At 43.8% G+C, this 21,535-nt stretch carries 4 protein-coding genes and 1 pseudogene; all 5 read right to left on the bottom strand.

The features are described 5' to 3' along the window. Nucleotides 1-568: 568 nt before the first annotated feature. Nucleotides 569-14,596, bottom strand: coding sequence for an MSCRAMM family protein (locus T546_RS23505; protein WP_051629808.1), 14,028 nt, complete (start codon nt 14,594-14,596; stop codon nt 569-571). Nucleotides 14,597-14,677: 81 nt separating this feature from the next. Then, the gene (locus tag T546_RS0112890; protein WP_026891962.1) at nt 14,678-15,391 is read right to left on the bottom strand and encodes a hypothetical protein; all 714 of its coding nucleotides are present in this window, start codon (nt 15,389-15,391) and stop codon (nt 14,678-14,680) included. A gap of 109 nt (nt 15,392-15,500) precedes the next feature. Then, nucleotides 15,501-15,683 (bottom strand): hypothetical protein, encoded by a 183-nt coding sequence (locus T546_RS0112895; RefSeq protein WP_026891963.1) that lies wholly within the window; start codon nt 15,681-15,683, stop codon nt 15,501-15,503. A 666-nt stretch (nt 15,684-16,349) separates the two neighbouring features. Further along, nucleotides 16,350-20,522 carry a hypothetical protein gene (locus T546_RS0112905; protein ID WP_026891964.1) on the bottom strand — a complete coding sequence of 1,391 codons (4,173 nt, stop codon included), beginning with the start codon at nt 20,520-20,522 and terminating at the stop codon, nt 16,350-16,352. A gap of 8 nt (nt 20,523-20,530) precedes the next feature. Continuing rightward, a pseudogene (locus T546_RS25565) lies at nt 20,531-21,535 on the bottom strand (hypothetical protein); the annotation flags it as partial.

Below are 21,535 nucleotides of genomic sequence, written 5' to 3' on the forward strand. Positions count from 1 at the left end.
GATTTTATGGTTTATTTTATATTGGTTTTTCTTGTGTTCTTTTGAGCTCTCTATTTGTCACTCCTTTTGACTCTTTCTTTGAGTCATTTATTATTTTCTTTTTTGCTTTTAGCTTTCCTTAACCTCCTTAATCTACTTACTCTATTTTTTCTCTTTATTCTCTTATTCCTTACTCTTTTTGATTTCTTTTTTGATTCTTTTTTTGACTCTTTGATTCTCCCTTTGATCCTCTTTTTGATTTTCTTTTTGATTTTCTCTTTGATTTTCTTCTTGATTTTCTTCTTGAATTTCTTCGTGACATTCTTCTTGTATTTCTTCGTGACATTCTTCTTGTATTTCTTCGTGAATTTCTTCTTGTATTTCCTTTTGAATTTCTATTTGAATTTCTGTTTTATTTCTGTATAATGTCCTCTTAAAACTTATTTTCAGGCTTCTTTGGATTCTATATTTGTTCCAAGAATTAATTGAAATTACTTATCTTTAATTTTTTTATTCCTTTTAATTTTTTTAATAGTTTTCTGTTTCATGCTCCCCGAAGGGAGCATTGTTTATTTACTTGTAGTTCTTATCACATTTTCTGTTTGGTCTTTTTTTGTTTTTTCTGTTTTCCTATTTTCAATATAATAATTGTACCTGTCAGACTGATGAATATCCCCATGGTCCAAATGAGAAATGAAAAATGATCCCCCGTTTTCTCCCCATTTATCTTTCCTTTTTTACCATAAATCAGTTCCAACCAGGAAGGATTTAAGGGGACTTTTTGATAAAAGGCAGTAACTTTACCAACTTTTAAAGGCTCGTTGGGTGGATCTGTCTGGGGTGGAGGTGGTAAAGGTATTGGATCTCCTCCCGTTTTCCCCGGAGTCTTTAAATCTGTCATGTATACATCAGCAACTATAGCCGCTCTTGGTACAACAAATTCAACTGGTTCAGAAAATTGATATCCCTCAGGAGGTTCTACTTCTTTGAGTATGTATTTTTCTCCTGCTTCCAGCTGCCCTTCTATTATTGTTTCTGTTGGTGCTGTTGTGAAATCAGGTATTACAACTTCCCCTTTCATATTTAATATTCGAAGAACAGCGCCTTTAAGCTGCCTTCCACTGGAATCTACCTTATGTATTTTAATTTTTGTTGTATCATTGACCATTTTTACTGATGTAATTTCATTTTGCCTCTCTACAGTAAACAAGACAGATTCTGCATATGCATATCCTTTTTGAGGCTTATCTTCACATAGAAAATATGATTCTCCTGCTGCCAGCTTTCCAAATATATGATGAGGTTCTTGAATAGATACCCACCTCTCTATGATTGCACCATTTTGATCTCTTATGCTCATGAGATTACCGGGGAGCTCATTTTGATCTGTGATTGATTTTTTAGATAGTATTACTTGAGTCTCATCATTAACCATTAAAACCTCGTCGAATGTTCCGTCCATGCTCACAGTAAAGTGAACATCCTCTCCATAAGAATAACCCTTTGCAGGTTTTACCTCATGAATCCAGTATTGATGACCAGCTAATAATTGACCTTTTATTACTTTCATTTCTTCCGTTGTTGTAAAAATCAGCTCCTCACCTATTTTATAAGCATCAGAATCTCTAATGGCTTTTGCTGGCGATTTATCTTCATTTAATATCTGAAGAATATTGCCTGGTAAGAGAGACTCGGCTTCCGATGGAGTTCCAGTTGTATGCGCTCTTGCTGTTTTCTTTATGAAAATTGTTGTCTTTTTATCCTTCATTGTTACCGTAAGCTTCGTTGCCTCCCTGGGAACCATAAACTCCATTTTCTCACTATAAGCATATCCAGCAGGGGGGTCCTCTTCTATTAATTCATAGGATTGTCCGGCAATGAGCTGCCCTTTTATTAGGATTTGCTTCTCTTCAAATGTGAGGGACTTTATGAGTTTTCCGGTATCTTTCTCCAAGAGGGAAAAGCGTCCGCCAGCTAATATCTTTCCTGTATCTTCATCTATTTTTTGAATGTACACTTCAGTCTGTTTATCTTCCATAACAATGGTTTCTGAAATACCAGCATTATCAGCTGTAAAAAGAATATCATTTTCATAGGAGTAACCATCCGGAGCTATATCCTCACGGACAATGTACGGCTGACCTGGGCTGATTAAATGAGAGGGGATTTCCACTAATTTTGCTTCTGTCATTGTAAATTCATACAAGACCTTATTGCTAATCGCATCAATGAGGCTATAGTGTCCGCCTATTATCATATGTCCAGTCTCTCTGTCTACTTTAAGAAAATTTAATTTCACCGGACGATCTTCCATATCCAGATTATCAACCATCCCCAGATTATTTATGGAGAATCTATATACTCCACTTGTAATACTATTTTTATCGCTGTATACAGTATTCTCCGTCAGACAATAGTTACCTCCTGATGTTAGAATTTCACGAATTGTATTATCATCTCTGTTATTTATAAAGACAGCGCTCTGTAACGTCTTTTGTATCTCTCCAGTTCTGATCCCTCCTTTCAGTTCGTAATCATCTGTTGGTTCCTGATTAATTTCGTATCTGGTTCCATATGGGAGTCCGGTAAATGTTATATATCCATCTCCTGAAAGAGTAATGGTTCCTTCTCCCTTGATTCGTCCCGCTAAGGAGCCATTAAATGCCTGATAACCAGTCAAAATTGTTCCATTCTGGTCTGTAAGCTTTACGTGGTATGTAAATGTATCAGATTGATTCTCAGCGTGCCCTGTACTACCGGGTATTCCGGTACCTGTTAGCTTATTTATGATGGTGATTGATCCATCTGGAACAATCGGATTTGACAGGACGGTACGTTTTGATACGGCATTTACTCTTGTTTCAAACCATGCTTTTGCTTGTGATCCTGTCTCACCGTTTACAACTACAACCACGTCCACGGTTCCGCTTTCATGGGCAGCAACATCGGTAAGATTCCAGGTTACGTTTCCGTTTTGCTCTGTTCCATAGTCCGTGGATCTTAAATATTCCAGTCCATCTGTTAGAACTGCTTTGATGCGGATATCAGCCGGTTTGTTATAGGTGTTTGTATATGTGATAGAATACTTTATAACGTTTCCTGCCTTGACAGCTCCATGATCCGCTCCAATGCTGCTTGTTACCTTGGCAATTGGAACTTCTTTGATCACCGGATTTAAAATCGTGTAATCGTGATTATCATTATTCACTGCCCAGCTTGCCAGGACATTCCCATTCCCATCCTTTAATTCCTGTCTGGTTCCCAGATACGTCCGGGAAGGAAGGGTATAACTCCCATCTCCATTGAAGTAAATTCGCCTGGTTTCCTTAAAGGATTTTTCTGACCTTCCATCGGAATATTTGGTATACTCTGTGATTTCATACAAATGGCCTTCCGTAATGCCATCCATTGCTGTTACTTTTTGATTTTCTCCGGTTCCGATTAAGGCTGGCAATTCATAACCAGTGTCAAGGTCCTTGATAACGGTATATACCTTTACGGGCACCCGGCCAGTTACAGTAAGCGCTTCAATGGCTCCGTTATCGCTGGCCAGTTTTAATACATTAAAATCATTGGATACATTTTTGATTCCCGTTCCAGCTTTATTTACCGTAAAAATTACTGGTTTCGATAGCGCATATCCAGCTGGAGCTTTCAACTCCTCCATGATGTAGAGCTGGTTTGCTTTTAGTTTTTTCGTTAAGGTAAAACCATTCTCTCCGGAAACAACCGTTGCAATGGCCCCTCCGTTCTTTTGATATTCTCCATCAACCACGGCTGCCTCATAAACAGCAATCTCTGCGCCCTTTACGGCTATACCGGTATTAAAGTCCGTTTTTTTGAAATGAATTTCTGTGGGGTTGTTTCGTACTTCATAGTTGTACTTCACTTCTGTGCCACTCTCTGTTCCATCAAATTGGAACTTTTTCACTCCTGTGGTGATCTGATAAAAATCAGGAGGAGAAATTTCTTCCACCGTGTAAGTGTAGGCTTTTACGGTGCCATCTGTCTGAACCTTTCCCACCGAAAGATTTCTTAAAATGGCGCTTCCTTTGGTGCCGGTTGTCATATACCAGACAGTTCCTGTATCCTGGTTTGTTACTTTAAACCTGGCATTTTCTAAGCCCTCTGTGGAGTCTGAAGCCTTTTTATTGATTTCCAATGCTCCAATGGTGGGGTGATTGGTGAAACGATAAACCGGTATCTTTTCTGCTCCCACTTCGATTTTTATTGGATCTGCTTTCTGCATATAGGACGGTGGAGTGATCTCTACAATGTAGTAGGTTCCGTATGCGACCTTACTGATTCGGTGGGGTTTTAGATTTCCCACTTGGAACCCTTCTATAATTTTGTCATTAAACTGATCTTCTTTGGTATAGAGTCCATCTGATCCGGAGATCCAGGTCTCTACAAAGTGGTTTTCATCCTTTACAAAGCTTCCGGCTTCATCGGCCCGATATAGGGCAAGTTTTGCTCCTTCGGCTGCATACTGATTGGCCCCATCAGAAATAACCTTTAAAACATTAATGAACTTCTCTTCATTTTGTAAGCCTACTCGTTGTACGGCTCCTGTTTCCGTTAAGGTGATTGCTTTTGGATCAGCCGGTTCGAATCCGTCCGGGACCTTCTCTTCCACCAGAACATAGGCTCCTATTTTTTTCCCGTTTGTTTCTGCATTCAAAGGCAGATAATCAAAACGGTGCATTCCCTCTAAGGTATCATAGGATTTTATGCCGTCATATTCCTTATAATTGAACTGGTATTCAAAGATCAAAGGCAGCTTTCCATCAGAATCCAAAGCGCCGTTTGTGACGTTTCGGTAAATGGTAATCCGGATTGTTGCCCCCGTGTCAGTTGTCCAGGTCTGAGTCATACTCTCTCCCTTTCCGGTCGAGGTGCTCCCGGTCAGTTCTGCACTCCGTATTCCGCTTTTGGTGTACCAGGTAAGGTAGGTAAGCTCTTCCCCCTTTTCCCGGTAAGCGGCTTCAAAATCTGTTAGGAAACTGGATTCATTATCCGCTATCCCTAAGAAGCCTTTTATGCGGTCCCCAAACTTCGTACTCTTTTCTGTCAACTCTGTGTAATCGCTTAAATTGTCCGTGGTCCATTCCCCAACCTTTTTTGTTGGATCGTACTGAGGTTTTCCCCCTTCCATTAAAATAGTTCCATCTTGGTTTGTCTTTGCTTCATAAAGGGCGAGCCCGGCAGCGTGATCATTTGGTAACAGTAACCGATTTCCTTTACTGTCTAAATAGTATTTATAAATTTCCAGTTTGGTGTGGTCATTGGTAACGTCAATGGTCTGAACGTCACCAGCTGGTTTTACGATAATCTCCATGGAAGTTCTGACATATCCGCTTGCTGCCTCAGTTTCTTCCAGGATATAGTCTCCTGCCGGGATACCCTCAAAATACTTGGCTTTCCCATCGGTGATCCAGTCGGCTACAATACGCACCGGTGCATTATCTTCCGTGTTTTCTACGGTCCACTCTGCCGGTTTATTTTCTGTTTTTACCAGATAATAACCTTTGGGATAGGTGTTGCTGTCTGTGGTGGAAACTCTTTTCGCTTTATAAAGCGACAGGTGCGCCCCCGTGATCTGCTGATAGCTGTAAGTGCCTTTGGGTTCCGTTATTACAAGATTCTCCTGGGGGGCTAACTCTTGGTCATAGTCACTGATCACCGGAATCCGGTACTGACCAGGCGCGTCCGTCTTTGTAATCTCCACTTTGATTTTTGGATCTTCCATGCTGGCGGTCTGTACCTCTTTACGTTCCGTTACGGTGATTCCCTGGGGGAAGCCTTTTTGATAGCCGGAAGGAGCTTTTACCTCTTCGATGATGTACTTCCCTGGTATCACACGTTTTAACATATCTGCCTGTCCAACGGACTTTTCTGATTGGAACGGATCATTGGGATAGGTTTCTCCAGTGATCCAGGTATTTTCCATGACCCAGGCTTCGCCCTGGCGGTAGTAGAGCTTCGGATCGTCGGTGATATCCTCTTCTGAACCGATAGCATCTCTTTCGGCCTTATGATTGATCCGGTAAGCGCCCCGGTTAAAGGACTCTAAGAGATCATCGTATTTGTATCTCACATAATCCCCGTCAATGTCATAAATTGGATCTCCCTTTTTGTAGGTCTCCTCTGATTTTTGGTAGTACTCTAGTAGGCCATGACCGTTGAATACTGGATTCATGCTCTTTTGAAAGGTTTTACCCTGGTACGTTCCGGTGGTGTACTCCTGGTCGGTATCTGCATTCACGGAAGCAATCCGGAAGGTTCTTATCTTTTCTCTGGCTATGATAGCTCCGGTCTTATTCTTTGATAGCTTGACCGGCCATACCAGAAGCATGTCTCCCTCTTTGGTGGGATCTGCCCCGCTACTCCGGGTATAGGCCATACCGGTGGTAGGATTAACAAATGCATCCCGGTTCCCTTCCGAATCTAAGTGATAAAGTGTTGTTTCAGAAGGTAGTGTTAGGAGCTTGTCTGCCTTTGTATAGCGGACCTTGGTTAAATCCCCCCCAGTCAGCTCAAAGACTGGTTTTCCTGCCTTTAACACAAAGATGGATTCCCGGTTCTTTACCGATACCTTATTGCTGTTCCTGTCATAACCGTAGACTGCTCCATCAGTGCCTGTTTCTGTAACCGTAAGATCTGCCAGAGAATAAAAGAGAATGTCGGTATCTTCCCGGTCAATGGTCTGAAACATCCAGGTACCTTCTCCGGTTCCTCCGGATAGGCTTCCTTCCAGATCCTGCTTGTTGATAAATTCTACGGTACTTCCTGCATATCCTTTTTTCACCTTTATGGACTGGACGTTATTATTGCGGTCTCTGGTCACTTCCACTCCATTATACCCGTAATCTTCGCTGTCTCCGTTTTCTTTGATCTCAATGGCATCGTAAAGCGCCATCTTTGCTCCGGCTGCGTAACGGTTCTTATGGTCAGCGGTGTCCAGTGGTCTGGAGACCAGGCCATATCCAGCAAACACACCACTGAAATAAACTGGCTCCACATCTTCTCCGGCTTCTTTTCTGGCCAGAAGTGCTTCTAACGTCCCTTTGAACCAGCCATATCCTAAGTAGGTCCCGTTCTTATAGCCAAACTCCAGGTTTTCTGCTCCATATCTCTGCTTTAATTCCAGTTCGGTTCCTTCCACTCTGGTTTCGGTCTGGTAGGTGATGGTCTTTGCAGAATCCTTGATTTTGGATACTTCTAAGCGGACCGGGGTATTTCCCACATAGACCCTTGCGGTATCCTCTTTCATGGCCCCATCTTCACCTTGATTCTCATAAATAGCTGCGGCCACTCTCTCATCCCGGTTTCTGTCCAGGTAATATGTGGTCTGATCGGAATAGATTTCAATGGCCACCGGCTTTGTTCTCACATAACCAGCGGGAGGTTTGATTTCGCAAAGGACATAAGTCCCTGCGCCAAGAGGCTGAGGGGTGACAAGGTATCCGGTGTTCTGATCTTGGTATTCTATCTTTCCTTTATCCTCTTCCTTGGCCTGATGGCCGTCCCTGGTGGTGGTAAAGGCTTCGAACTGTCCAGTCCTTCTACCTTCCTGATCAGCGAGGATCACTTGCTTTGCTTCCTCACAGATAGGGGTTCCTGCCGGGACAATTCCGGTCCATAGAGTCTGTCCCGTTTCATCCAGCAATCCAGAATTATTTATCTTATCTGCTCCCATGGCTTCTAAAAACTCCTTGGAGCCTTTAATTCTGGTTTCAGTCTCATAAAATTTCACCAGACCATCCGTGGTTTCTCCATCCTCTCTGGAAGCGGCATACAGGGCAAAGATGGCCCCATCATGTAAGATATTTTCTCCTGTTTCGGAATCCAGCTTTTCAATTCGTAACCGGCTTTTATAAAAGGTATTTGTGAATTTCCGATATCCATACCCTTTGTAGCTGGAGGTCCCATCCTGATTTTGAACGGCATCCGTTTGCTCATTGGCCGGTTCTGTCACGGACCAGGGAACTAACATGGAAGCATACTTACCATCAAAGGCGGTCTGCATTCCCTCCATAGCCGTTACATGATCCTGATAGACTACTCCACTCTCTGATGGAAAAGCCACCTGGTCATAGATTTGTTTATCCTCTGAGATAGAGCCGTAACGGTAGATTTTTTCTACGCCATCAGTCTCATAGGTGGAGCCGTTTGGCGTTCTCTTTCCGGCATTTCCATCGTCAGCCAGGTAATGGCTGCTTGGACTGCCTCCGGCTTCCTTGGAGTGGACCATGGTGTTATAGTAATCTTTTCCCGGATCGTACTTTTCCTGCGTGATAGTAAAGTGTCCTTTCCCAGATGGGTCTCCAGGAGACGTACCGGAAATTGCCTGAAGGTCTAAACTATAAGGATAAATTTCATAATCTCCTAACCGGCTGTGCGCCCGGATCACATATTTACGCTTGTCCTCTCCATTTTCTCCTGGCCATTCCTCATTGAATCGAATGTGATATTTGGAAGAAAGTGCTGCCACGCTGTCAGAAGCATTATAGTTGTAATAGTGACTCATGGCTTCCGGTGTCTGATCTGATCCGGCTTTCCCTCCTTCGTATACCGCTGGAAGTTCGATTTCCTTTGGAGCATCTGTCTTATAGTGCTTATTGAAAAGATCTCCTAAGTCTTTATTAAAAGGCTGCTGTTCCACGGCCACGTAGGTTCCGTAGGGGAGATATTCTGACACTCCATAGCAATATCCGGCCTCGGTATCTTCCTGATCGGCGCTTAGGGTCGTAATATCTTTGTCTTTTCCTCCCTCTGCTTCACTGTCCCAATGAATGGAATAAATTTCATCAAGGTCGTAGCTGAAGAACGGTTTTAAATAATTCTCTGCTTTTTTAATGGCTTCAGACAAAGCCTTATCATAAAGTTCATCCGGATATTTCTCCTGTCCGGAAGCTCCCTCTGTTTCTCCGGCCGGATTCTGTTTTATCAGCTTTGCTACTTCATCATCTAAATACCAGGTAATTGCAAACTGGCGGACATGATCGGAACGCTGGGAATTGCTTTCAGCTTCAGGAGAGGTGTTTATATTGTTCTTCATGTCTGGATTGTTATGGATGGCCGGGTATTCCTTTTGACCTCCGGCCGTTCCAAACAGTAATTGCTTGATCCAGGCAAAGGGTTTAAAGGAAGTGCTGCCATTGTCCGTCCGGTCCCATTTATCTTCATTGGCCACTTTGATTCCATCAAAAAACTTCTCATAGTTGTAACCTCTAATCTCCCGGTCGTTTCCGGCTTCATCCTTCACCTTCTGCAAGCCTTTTTCTAAGATTGCTGTATATCCTGAATTTTGATCTGCATTGATATAATTGTTTGTGTAACTATAAAGTTCAAAATTGGCAATTACTGCCTGGTTGGAATTTTTTTTCAGAGGTTCAGTCTCATGGTCTACGTTAGTGTATAGCTTTTGTACCTTTTCTGGAAATGAATCCAGGTAAGCTTTGATATCCACGGTATTTCCGTTCCGGTCCTGCCAGAGAATGCTTCCATCCTCTGCCCGGTAGAGCCGTTCTAAGTTGGATTTTAAGTAGGCTTTGAACCGGAAGTTCTTCTTGTAGCTTGCGTTATCTTTGGTTCCACCTCCCTCTTTGGTAAACTTATCTTCTGCTCCAGCCTTTGCGTAGGTATTATCTTCATAGGTTCCATCCACCTGGACCGATATGTCCTTTGTGATCTTTGCTTTCTGCATGATAGGCCGTCCCAGTAGGGAAACAGGGGCTTGTCTGGTCCCACCATCAGAATCAATCCGGGTCCGATCATACCGGAGCGTCACTGATTCGATGTAACTTCCTGCACTGGCCATCTTGGGCGTAACAGAAATGTTACCATAGTACTCTGCATACTCCTGGGGCGTGGTATAGGTCCCTTCCATCAGCTCCGTATTGTATTTGATCCGGTACTCTTTTGTTTCGGTTCCCTCACCTCCAGATGCTTCTATGGTATATCCCGTTCCGTCATATGTGGCAGTGACGGGTGTATCAACGTCCTTTAACTCATAGCCTGGTGCTACCTGGATCTCTTCCTCTACCATGACTTTTTTAATACTTCCATCATTGTTACGGATAGGTTCGCCCTGGGCGTAGACCCAATAGGTCCGTTCCCGGCTTTCCTGTAAGGTGATCGTTGATAAATCTTCTGGAAAAACAGCCTCTTTCTTTGAAAGCTCCCCAGCTTTTACCTTGGCAAAGGTAAGAAAGCCGTTCCCATTTTCCTTATAGTCCTCCAGCTGATCCACGGTGTAGGAAAGATATACATATCCGGAAACTTCCGTCCCCTTGATCTTGTAAATGATTGGCTGTTTTACAAGGACTATTTTTCTGGCTTCATCGTATATCCCGGAAGAAATGGAGGTCCCCACCCGGTAGGAATAGCGGATCACGGCATTTCCATCTGTGATTTCCTCGATGCGTAAGCAGTTAAAAACAGATAGTCCAGCTTCCTCCATACCTTCATACAAACTTTTTGCCTGTTCCTCAAAGGTCTCACCCTCCACGGGAACTAACATCCAAGGGGCTCCCTCATCTGGTTCCTTAAAGGAAGCTTTCTTTAGTGCTGCATTGGCATCCTCTGTTAAGTCCTCGGTATTCTTTTTATCTTCAAGAGTAGGAATGGTATAGCGCAGAGCATTGTCCGGACGAACTGCGGTATAGTCATACTCCGGGTCCGATACCAGACTTACCACCACGCTCTCTCCATTGGGAAGGATTATGGTATCTCCTGCCTTTGCAGCCACGCTCTGGCCGTTTATAATGACCTTGGCTCCAGCTTCTTCTGCCAGGGCTGTTTCTTCCCTGGATACATACTCCGTATGGGTCCCCTTGGGATCTTCCACGATCTGGCTTCTTGTTTCGTAAAAGGAGGCTCCTGCCGGGATTCCCTGGGCGTAGATCTGATACCCGTTTATGGTTCCACTGCTTTTTATGGTGAAGGTATTGCTTTTCTTTAAACGGTCTACCTCCAGGCTTCCTGCGGAAACAGTCCCCTCTGCCGATGGATTCCCTCCGGCTTCAAAGGCTTCCCGGTTCGTATGGGCTGCATCTTTTCCATACACGGAAAGTTCATAGCCTTCCGACCGGGTCAGCTCCTTGATATAATACTGGGTTCCGTCAGCTCCTACCAAAAGCGGCCGGCCGATCCAGGCATTTCCGTTCAGTGCCTCATTGTTTTCTATGGGGTAGAAATGACTGCCCTCTCCGGTGCCGTCCCGTCCTTGGTTGGAGGAAAGCTTCTGGTAGCCGGATGCGGTCTCACCTCGGCTGTCTGTCATGGAAATGCTGCTCCCACCGGAGGTATGGCCCTCAAACCGTTCCAGGTCGGCCTCTTTACTCACCGCCTTTCCCATGGAGGTGTAGAGATTTGTCGGGGCAATATCAGCAAAACCGCCAGGTCTCCTTTCAATGGCTCCCGTTTGATAATTATAGGTATGTCCCGGTGCCTGGATAATGGTCAAGAAACTGGCTTCCCCATTCCGGTCTGTGGTTGATACGGAAACCAGGTCATCCTTTTGAAATACCACTCCGGAATGCCCGTCTGGATGGGAAACATCGGTGGCTGCAAACAGCCCGTACACTGCTCCCTCCATACTTCCATCTCCCTGGGTATCCCCGTAAGCGTTGTAATTCCCGGATTCCCCTTTCTTTAGATCCATGTCCTTTTTATTGATATGGATATCACCCTCCACCCGGTGGTCGTAAACAATAAAGGTCCAGTCAATGATGTTTGAACTTGGGGGAGATATCCGGCTGGTCTCCGTTGACTCCGGAAGTGAGGATAAGGAGGAGCTTCCTCCAGCCCCCTTTTTCTTACTGGTCAATTTCAATAGGGAATTTGTTTTGTCAGCTACCATTCGCAGACTTGATGTAATGCTTGCCTCAATCTGTTCCAAAAAGCCGGTAAAGGAGATCCCGCCATTAACGGCATCTGCCTGGGAAAGAGTGGCCTTTTTCTTTTTGACTGGTTGTGGAAGTTCCATAGGAAGCGTTTCCGGAATGGTCTCTTTCAGATTTTCTGCTTGGGATTCCTGGGTCTCCTGTTCCGCTGTCTCTTCTGGTGCTTCTGCACTGGTCTCTGGCTGTGTTTCTACTTCTGTTGTTACTTCCGTGGTTTCAGATGTTGCTTCTTCCTCCTCTTCTGTTTCTGTTTGCTTCTGACTCTCTGCTTCCGTTTCTGGCTTTGTTTCTTCTACCGGTTGTTCCATTGTTTCATTCTCGGAAGGAACTTCTACTTCTGTCTCATGTTCCGCTTCTGCTTCTTGGTCAGATACAATAAAATCCTTTTCATGGACCAGATCCACTTGCTCTACGGCACCAAAGCCCATGAGTAAGTCCTGTCTGGAGGTGAAATCATCTTGCTGAAGGAGGGACGTATCAAGGGAAATAGAATCTTCCTCCATGTCTGATCCGCCCTCTAAGTTGGCAGAACGCTTACCAGAAGAACGGTAATTCTTATACTCACTGGATGAAACGGTTCTCCACTCTATCGGGATATCATCGGGATGGCTGCCATGAAGGGCATAGCCTGGAGCTGGTGTGGTCTCCTTTGCCGAGTACTCGTAATCTAAGGAAATGAAGTCCTTATAAAACTGATCCCGGTCTTGTTCTAAGGCTTCCTTTTGTGGTGCACCGCTTGGATCAATGGCATGGAAGAAACCTCCTTTTTCTACCAGACGCTCACACTCCTGCACTCCGGCCAGCCACTCCGCCCATTTCGTATCATGAAGTTCCTGGTTGTACTGCTCTACTGCTTCAATTTCATCTTCATTGGTCTGTTCATCCGTTTCTTCGTCATACTCTGGTTCAGGAACCTCTTCATACTCAATGACTGGGGCTGGATGCCCTGAGCAATATCCTTTCTCGTAGGTATAATTTTTATTATCAGAGTGGGCTTCTCTATTTACTATCTTTCCCTGGGAATCCACGTAGTACAGTTCTCCGTTTTCCCCCGTGATATGCTTATCAGCGGAGCAAGGATCTCGTTCCGGATCACTCCAACGCTCAAACTGGGAGCCGGAGGAATTCCCCTGGTTGTAACGGTTTGATTCGGAATCGTTCAGCCCGGTATCTCCGCTATAATTGGTAGAAATCCGTTCTTCATCTCCTCCCGCATCCTCATCCCAGGATGCTCCCGTTAAGGAGCCAAGGTTGGAAGAATAGCTTCCTGGATCGTCAAGATCTAAGTCCGTATCATCAAGCTGGGAATCGTCAAACTTTTCTAAGATATCCCACTGGGAACCGGCCAGAGGTTTTCCTGTCTCTGAATCAAAGGTAGACAGGGACACGTTATAGCTGGCTCCAAAGCCTTCCGTATGTTTATAACGTTTTACTTGCCCACCTTTCCCGGAACCAACTCGAACGTGGACTTCCAACTCTTTATCAAGCTTGGCCGCAAAGTAGGTCTGGGAACGATCAAAAGCATATTGAAAGCTTCCTGGAATTTGTGTATAAAATTTAAAAGTTGCAAGCCCGGCAGAACCAAGATCCTTCGCCAGCTCTGCCCCCACCTGAGATGAGTTTGCCCAGTAAAGGGTACCAATCCCTTTTCCATCCTCTGGAGTCTCACCAGATTGAGAGGTGAATACAAGACCGGCTTCTGTCGGCCCAATATACGTCCAATCACCATACAGATCCTTAGCTGAAAAACCTTGATAATATGCCTTTACCGTCTCATTGGGATAAGGAATTGTAATGGTATAAGCATCTGTAGAATGATCCATTTTGGCAAAATAGACCGTTTCTTCTGAATCAGTTGTAAATTGGCGTGTAATACTAGCTGCATCCCATATATTTCCAAACATCCACTCGGCCCAGTTATCGCACCCTCTGGCTGCATACTCCGGTGCCACACTTCTACTAGCCAATTGATTGTACACAGAGCGATCCCCAACAGCATTAGGATTCATCTGCTGAATCACAGATTTATAATTTGCATCTTCACGAAATAGTTGCAGATCAGCCTTAAAATCACCTGTAAACTTGCATTCATCTGCGGCCATCCAGTTGACGATGGAAGCCACAATATACTTTGCAGTTCCTGCATTGACATCATTACAGGCTTCAATGCTGTCATTCCGTCCCATATGCGTTGCATATATAATCATAAGAAAGTTAAATTTCTTAAGAGCTGGATCGTTTGCATTATCTCCTTTGGGAAATATTAGGGGTGGATCTGCTGGTGACCACACCTTTTCTAAAAAAGCTTGGCCACCTAAGTGAATCATTCCATTTTCCGTATGACCTTCCACACAATAGATAAATGTTTTATCATACTCCTTATACGTTCCATTACTATGCTGTTTGTTTTCTACCAGATATTGTTTAGCCCCTGCTGGAAAATTCCCATCTTTTACTGGTGCTCCTAAGTGAAACACCTTATTTTCATACATTAGTCCTGTAGGTTGATACCCTTTAGCACTTGCCTCGTCTTCATACCGACTGGCATCCCAAGAAGGTAAGGAAACTGTTTCAATTAACTGCGCATAGTCTGCATAGGAAACCATGTTTCCAGGTATGTATGGTAAGAAGGACATAGTAGTTAAAACCAAAGCCATAAATCCGGCTGTTTTTCTCTTAATATCAATCTTTTGTAACAGTTTTTTCATTCTTTTCATCCTCTAATTTGCAACAAAAAAGACTACCGATTATGAATCAACCGATAGTCTTCTATAATATCTTTTATTTTTTTAAAAAAATGGATTGGGGGTCTTTTCCCTTTGCGCTCTTGTTACTGGATCATAGATCAAATGGCCTATAGGATAACTATTATAATTAGCAATAATCTCTCTTGGATTGATTGTTTTTACCTTTCCATCTATCATAAGTTGTCCAAGTCCATTGACCATGTATCCATCTGGTGTAATGGTATTGGTATAAAGATAACCATACTCGTTAAAGCAGTAAGCATACATAAGTCCATCTTTAATTCCGTCTGGAGTTGTCGTTAGCCACGCCCATTGGCTTTTGTTTTCAGAAGCTCTACTGTCTCCATACCAATAATTACTAATTCCTTTTTCAACCATGGGTTTTAGCATATCTTGATGCCAACTGACCGGTTCATACGGACGAGAAAGAATATAATTAATTTCTGCATCACTCGATCCAAAAGAAGCTAAAAAACCATCTGCGAGTATAAATTCCCCATTTTCATTTGTTTTAGATCCGCCAGCAAATATGGCATTTTTCATAAGGTTTCCATGTAAGTCTTTTACATAATAAGTATAAGTATCTTTCTTTATAGCGTTTCCTGAATAAAAACTAAAGTCCTTATTTTCCCACTCATTCGTTGTATATCCTGTCGGAAGCTTATCAGCAGTCCAGATAATTTCCGCAAAAGCTGGTGTTGCCATGGTTACGGTAAGTAACGTGGATAATATTGCCCCTAAAAATCTTTTTTTCATACTCTTTGCCCTCCTATTTCATACTATTATGATAACATATATTAATCCACTTATCAAGACGCTGGTAAATGCCTTAATATATGCTATCATCTCATTTTAAGGATAATTCTCATTTTCTTAACTTATGCACCCTTTTTACTTTACTGGCTTGCTCATCTATGTAATCTCCGGTATTTAGTAGGATTCCAACAACATTGTCACTGGTTCCTATAACAACACCATATCTCATCATATTTTCAGAAATCACCATAACCGGTATCTCCTTACCTCTCTCTCTTGATATTAACTTCATTATCTCTCTCCTGGTATTATATATTGGATTATTTAATATCAATTCTCATTTAGGCTTCTCCTACATATGCTAATATTTTTTCTTTATTTGCTAACATTTTATCATCATATTCTTAATAATAATGTCAACATATATATTCATATAAATTAATATTATTTTAGTTAACTTTAAAATTTTATTAGTATACACTTATGCAACAGGAGGTTGTTACCATGGGTATGAAATATTATAGATTATTTGATCTACTCAACCGCAAAGGTATGAAAAAGACTGATCTACTGGACATCCCTTCCAGCCCTACACTTGCTAAATTATCAAAGGGGGAAAGTGTCACTACGGATATACTATGTATGTTCTGTTCACACTGAAACCTGCAGCTAAGTGATATCATGGAATATATCAACGAAGGGGATTCTTAAATGGAATCTCTTTCTTAATTTTGTTCAGTTCACATGAATTTATCTATCGGTTAAATATATTCGGTTGTCAACGTACGATGTGACCATTTAGTCAGACAGGAAAGTTACTAAAACGAAGTAACCATTTCCCCATCTGTCTACTGGTCATTTCTTCTTTTCTTCAAGTTAAATCATTGTCTTTTTTATCCATTAAAAACTTCATTTTCTCTGATTGGAATAACCGATATTTCTCTTACGCACATCCTCATCATGACTGTATCCATTGGCCTCTCTCATTTACCAAGTATCCATCCGGTGTTGTAGTGTTTGTCATTAGCTTTCCTTTTGAACCATCGGAAACCGAATTAAAATAGTACCAGGTTCCTTCAATGTTCTGCCATCCGGTAAGCATCTGCCCCTGGGTACCATCGGTAGTTGTCTTTAAATAAAAGGTGTTCCCGTCAACATCTTTCTGCCAGCCAGTCACCATAAATCCATCTTTATCAAACCGGAACCAGGAAGCCGTTTCCTGCTCTCCCGTAGCAAATGGGTTACTGATGTAGGCCCATTCATCCGTATAGGTCCGGTCGGAAGCAAAGATCCATTTTCCATTTCCTGCCTGGGTCCATGTGCCGGCAATTGCACCAGAGGGAGCTGCCGGACCTTTGATATTTCCTGTGGCCGTTACTCCTACGGATCGGCTTCCACCACCACCTCCACCAGAGCTGCCTCCGGAAATGGTATTATCAATGATTTTTAAGTTCACTCTCACCTGTACTGGATCAGAAAGCTTTTCATCGCTACTCTCTGCATAGATCAAAGCGTTTGTACTTCCGGAATACTGTGATTTTCCAATGACCTGGTTCATCCAGCCAGCAATGACTTCCTGCTTTTCATTGATCGCCACAGCCTTTACATTTCCGTCTGCATCTACAGAAAGGATTCCTGCATCCGATGATCTCCACTGTAATTTTTTGTTCTCCCTATTTTCTGGATAAACAGAAGCGGAAAATTTCTTTCCCTCCAGTCCGCCCCAGGAATAAGCAGGGCTGTTTCTTCTCCCTGTTTTCGTAAGGACAATATCAAAGGTTTCACTGTCTCGGTCTGCCTCCAGGCATTCCGCCTGGAACGTGAGCTTCACCAGACAAGTGGCCGCTTTCTTTCCGTCTTTTGTAGTTGCCGTAATCTCCACATTTTTCTCTCCCGTATAAGGAGCTTTGCGAAGAGCTTCTTTGATCCAGGCTGCACCCTCAACGGGAGTCACATTTCCCTGTTCATCCACGGATAATGCTTCCGGATCAGAGGAGGTCCAGATTACAGTACGATCAAAGGGCTTATGTTCTTTTGACTCATCAAGATCCGGAAGGACCGTTGCAGACAGCTTCTGTGAAGTAAATCCCTTTTTAGCAGAAATCAGTGACTGGATATCCCCGGCCATCTGATAGCCAAGGCGATAGGATAGTTCGTTCTGATCCAGGGTAACGCCTTCCGGGACTACTCTTGTCTGGTCATCCGTTACAAAGCTGATACTTACCTGACAGACAGCAGATGCTTTATTTCCCAGCTTATCCTTTCCGTCTACGGTAATGACTACTTCCCGGTTTCCATTTCCTGATACTTTGGCATAGGGATCATTGCTTTTGATTCCGTTGTCAGTAGCCATAATGTTACGAATCCAGGCAGCATCTTTGAAAGCGCTAACTGATGCTTCCCGGTAGGCTTCATTATCCTGAGCCACTTGTACCACTGCCGGATCAGAACTGGTCCATACCACTTCATCCTTTGAGAAGAAGTCCGGGGTGAATGTTGCAGTCAAGGACTGAGGAGCTGTTACCGTTATCGTTTCGCTTGGAGCCTTTCGGTCCCCGGTAAGGGTCCTTTTGACGGTGTAGGTAAGCGCCTGTTTATCAAGGACCGCCCCCTCCGTTGCAACTAATGTATTGTCAATGATCTGGAAGGTGACATTGATCCGGCTGTTGGCGGTACATGGCTTTCCTTCAAAGGAAGTAGAAGGTCTGGTCTGTGCGGTTAAAACTGCAACGCCTCCGTTTTGGTGCCCAGCGCCGTAAATCGTATTAGGGATCTTATACTGGTAATTTTCATCTGCCTGTTTCTTTTCTGCATCCTCAATGATTGTCTGAAAGAAAGAGGAGGAAAGATTGACGGAAAGGCTGGCAGACTTTGCGGTGTAGCCATCTGTTTCTTCGTCCGTATTCTTTTCCAGGGTGATGAGCTGAGGATCATCAATGCTCCACTTCACCCGGTTATCTGCTACGTCATTGTTGGTATCGATCACAGCTTTGATATTCACTGGCTGTACTTCCGTTCCCTTTTCTAACACGCCGTTGATGTACCGGGCAATCAGCTTTCCTTCCTTATTTTTAATCTCTGTTGTTATGACCGGAGCCTTTCGGTTTCCGGTTCTTGTCTGGACCACTGCAAAGGTATAGCTTTCTGGATCGACTGTTACGGATACCGCTACCTTTTTATATAGGGCGGAAAGGGTAATGTTGTCCTCCGGCATGGTAAAGGTATAGGCATGACTGCTATCCGAATAGGTGCTGCTCTTTTTGATTCCCTTACTATTTACATAGAAAGGAGAGCCTTCGATCTGAAACTTTTCCGTATCCGTGTTGTTTGGCGCTGTTGTTACGGTGACTGCGCTGCCAGCTGCAATAGCTCCCCTATTTTCTTTATCCATGGGCTTGGAATACTGGGAACTTCCACGGACTTCTAAGGTAGCAATGTCATAATAGTTCTGACCATTTGCTATGGTATCAATCTGATTGACGTTTAACAGATACCCTCTTACGGGCCGTCCAAGGGAATCCGGCGCAAAGTGATCCAGGATATAATCTCCGGACTCTTCATCAAGAACGGTCAGGATGCCTTTTTCAAGTTCTTCATAAAAGTACTGGTCTGATATAGTTTTTTTTGCTCCGCCCTGCACCAAGGAATAATAAAGATCTCCTGTATGCCAGTATCCTATATGGGCAGCGTAGGTGTAATCATTGTCATCCTCAATCTCTGAACCGCAGACATTGGCGCTTATCTTACTTTCCGTATCAGCAAACAGATACGCCACATCTTCAATGTAATTAAAGTTAGTGGCAGCTCCCTGTCTGGTTCCGATAAAGGTACCTTCTCTTGCCATGGAGCCAAGCTGAGAATTTCCGATGGTTCCAGCAAAACGGGCTACCTTTAATTTTCCGGCTGCATATTTTCCTGTAATACCACCTATCGCGGTGGAATGATAACCTCCAATGGTTCCGCTTACATAGGTATTGAATATATCACTAGCATTCTGATAGCCTACGATTCCACCAATGTATCCGGTTCCCTGGATTCTCGCTGTGGTCCCTGTGCCGGTAGATACCTCACAGTCCACGATGGAGGAATTGGAAGCAACTCCGACGATACCACCTGCATAAATAACTTCACTTCCTCCTTTTGCATCAATCATGACTTTATCGCAGGTGGCATTTTCAATGACTGTACCACTGATCTCTCCTGCAATCCCTCCGGAAATACCGGCGGAGCTGATGTCAGCATTTTTTACAGTCACATTTCGAATTTCACTGTTTTCTGCATATCCCACGACCACACCAGTCCGGTCATTTCCCTTAATGGAACTGCTGTCCGGGATTATGGTCAGGTCATGAATGGTTGCATCCGTTACGGCACCGAACAGTCCCACGTTGTTATAGCCGGCAAAGGAAGTCAGCTTTAAGTTTTTAATGGTATTTCCGTTTCCATCAAAGGAACCATTAAATGGGTGGGAGACTTCCCCGGCAATTTCTGAAGAATCCTGATAAAAACCAATGGGAATCCAGTTCACTCCCTGAAGGTCAATGTTTGCTCCTAGGGCAAAGTAGCATCCGGAATAATCTCCGGCATACTTGGCTCCCTCTGCCTCTGGGACCATCATTCCCATGGCCGTAAGTTCAGAGAGTCCCATAAGCTGCTCCCGGTTCTTAATAAGGTAAGGTTTCTCTTCCGTTCCCTCTCCCTGGCTTCCGCTAAGGAATTCAAAACTGGTCTTTCCGGACCAGGAATCCCAGATATCTCCCAGGGAGCTGGAAGTCTCTAACGCTAACTTTTTCACAGCAACCAGAGAGGAAGGTAACAATGGATCTACGGATACCGGATTCGCCTGGGAAGGTGTGGCCGGCTCGGTCCATTCAATGTCTGGTTCCTTTACTGGCTCGGTTTCAATTTCACCTTCAGGCTGATCAATCTCCGGTTCTGTTTCGTTGGTTGTATCTACTGGTTCTTCTTCATCCTGGATCCTCTCCGCCTGGGAAGGGGTCCCCATCCGGGCATATACCGGCTCCCCAGAAAGAAGGTCTGTATTGGCATAAACTGCCCAGCTTGGCAGTGATGTCATTGCCAGGGCAGCACACAATGCGTATGCCGTCCCTTTCATCATCTTTTTGTTCATTCTTCCTCCTATTTCTTATCTGCGCATACCCCGTTTTCATCTACCCAATATCCATCTGGGGTATATTCATTTCGGTACATAGAACCATATGGCCGATCCAACAGACTCAGAGGTGTATGAAGTATCTCATTATCAAATAACCAACCGATCCTGTTGTCTCCCGTATAGGTCTTACGCTCATTTTTTTCCGTAAAGTAATATGATTTTCCATCAATACGCTGCCATCCAGTGAGCATTTTTGTTGTGCTAGGATCAAAGAAATATTTCTTTTTATCCATAGATTCGCTATACCAGCCCCTAAGTGCTGCACCAAACTGCTCTCCAGAATCATTGTTCAACATGAACCACGTATTATCTCTTTCTAAGAACCAGCTATAATTTAGCTTACTTTCTTCATCAACATGATATAAATTGGTTCCATCTCCGACCCACTCATTGCTTGCAGGAGTTCCGTCCGGCTTAATATAAGTAACATCCTTTGGATTCTCCGGGTTTACGTGAAAGGTACCGCCATCATTCCTTACGCTTGGCTTTGAAGCACTATCTATGGAAGGAATCTCTGGAACAGTCGCTGACTCATTATCTTTAGCTTTTGATTCATTTGATGTTTCTGGCTTTGATGGATTGCTTGGCTCTGGCTTTACTGGATCTGGTTTAGTTGGCTCAGGCTTTGTAGGTTCCGGATCGGTCGGTTCTGGCTTCGTTGGTTCCGGGTCCGTTGGATCAGGTTTTGTCGGCTCTGGATCGGTAGGTTCTGGCTTTGTGGGTTCCGGGTCTGTATTTCCATTGTCTACCTTCTTATAATCATCAGGTGTGCCTGGCTTTCCATCTGGCCCATTCAGCCAGATTTCGGTACCATGATCCCAACTTCCTCCGGTCCCTGGTCGGATATGTGTTCCATCTCCATTATCAATGTAATAACCACCTCCGGGCAGTACATGAATCGGTCTATCATCATCGGTTCCCGGTTTTCCATCTGGTCCATACCACCAGTGCTCCGTTCCGCTTGTCCA

It is taken from the genome of [Clostridium] aerotolerans DSM 5434 (assembly GCF_000687555.1).
Lineage (GTDB): Bacteria > Bacillota > Clostridia > Lachnospirales > Lachnospiraceae > Lacrimispora > Lacrimispora aerotolerans.

Excerpts from the sequence above, each read along its gene's own strand:
- T546_RS23505 (WP_051629808.1), bottom strand. The coding sequence starts at position 14,596 with ATGAAAAAACTGTTACAAAAGATTGATATTAAGAGAAAAACAGCCGGA.
- T546_RS0112890 (WP_026891962.1), bottom strand. The coding sequence starts at position 15,391 with ATGAAAAAAAGATTTTTAGGGGCAATATTATCCACGTTACTTACCGTA.
- T546_RS0112895 (WP_026891963.1), bottom strand. The coding sequence starts at position 15,683 with ATGAAGTTAATATCAAGAGAGAGAGGTAAGGAGATACCGGTTATGGTG.
- T546_RS0112905 (WP_026891964.1), bottom strand. The coding sequence starts at position 20,522 with ATGAACAAAAAGATGATGAAAGGGACGGCATACGCATTGTGTGCTGCC.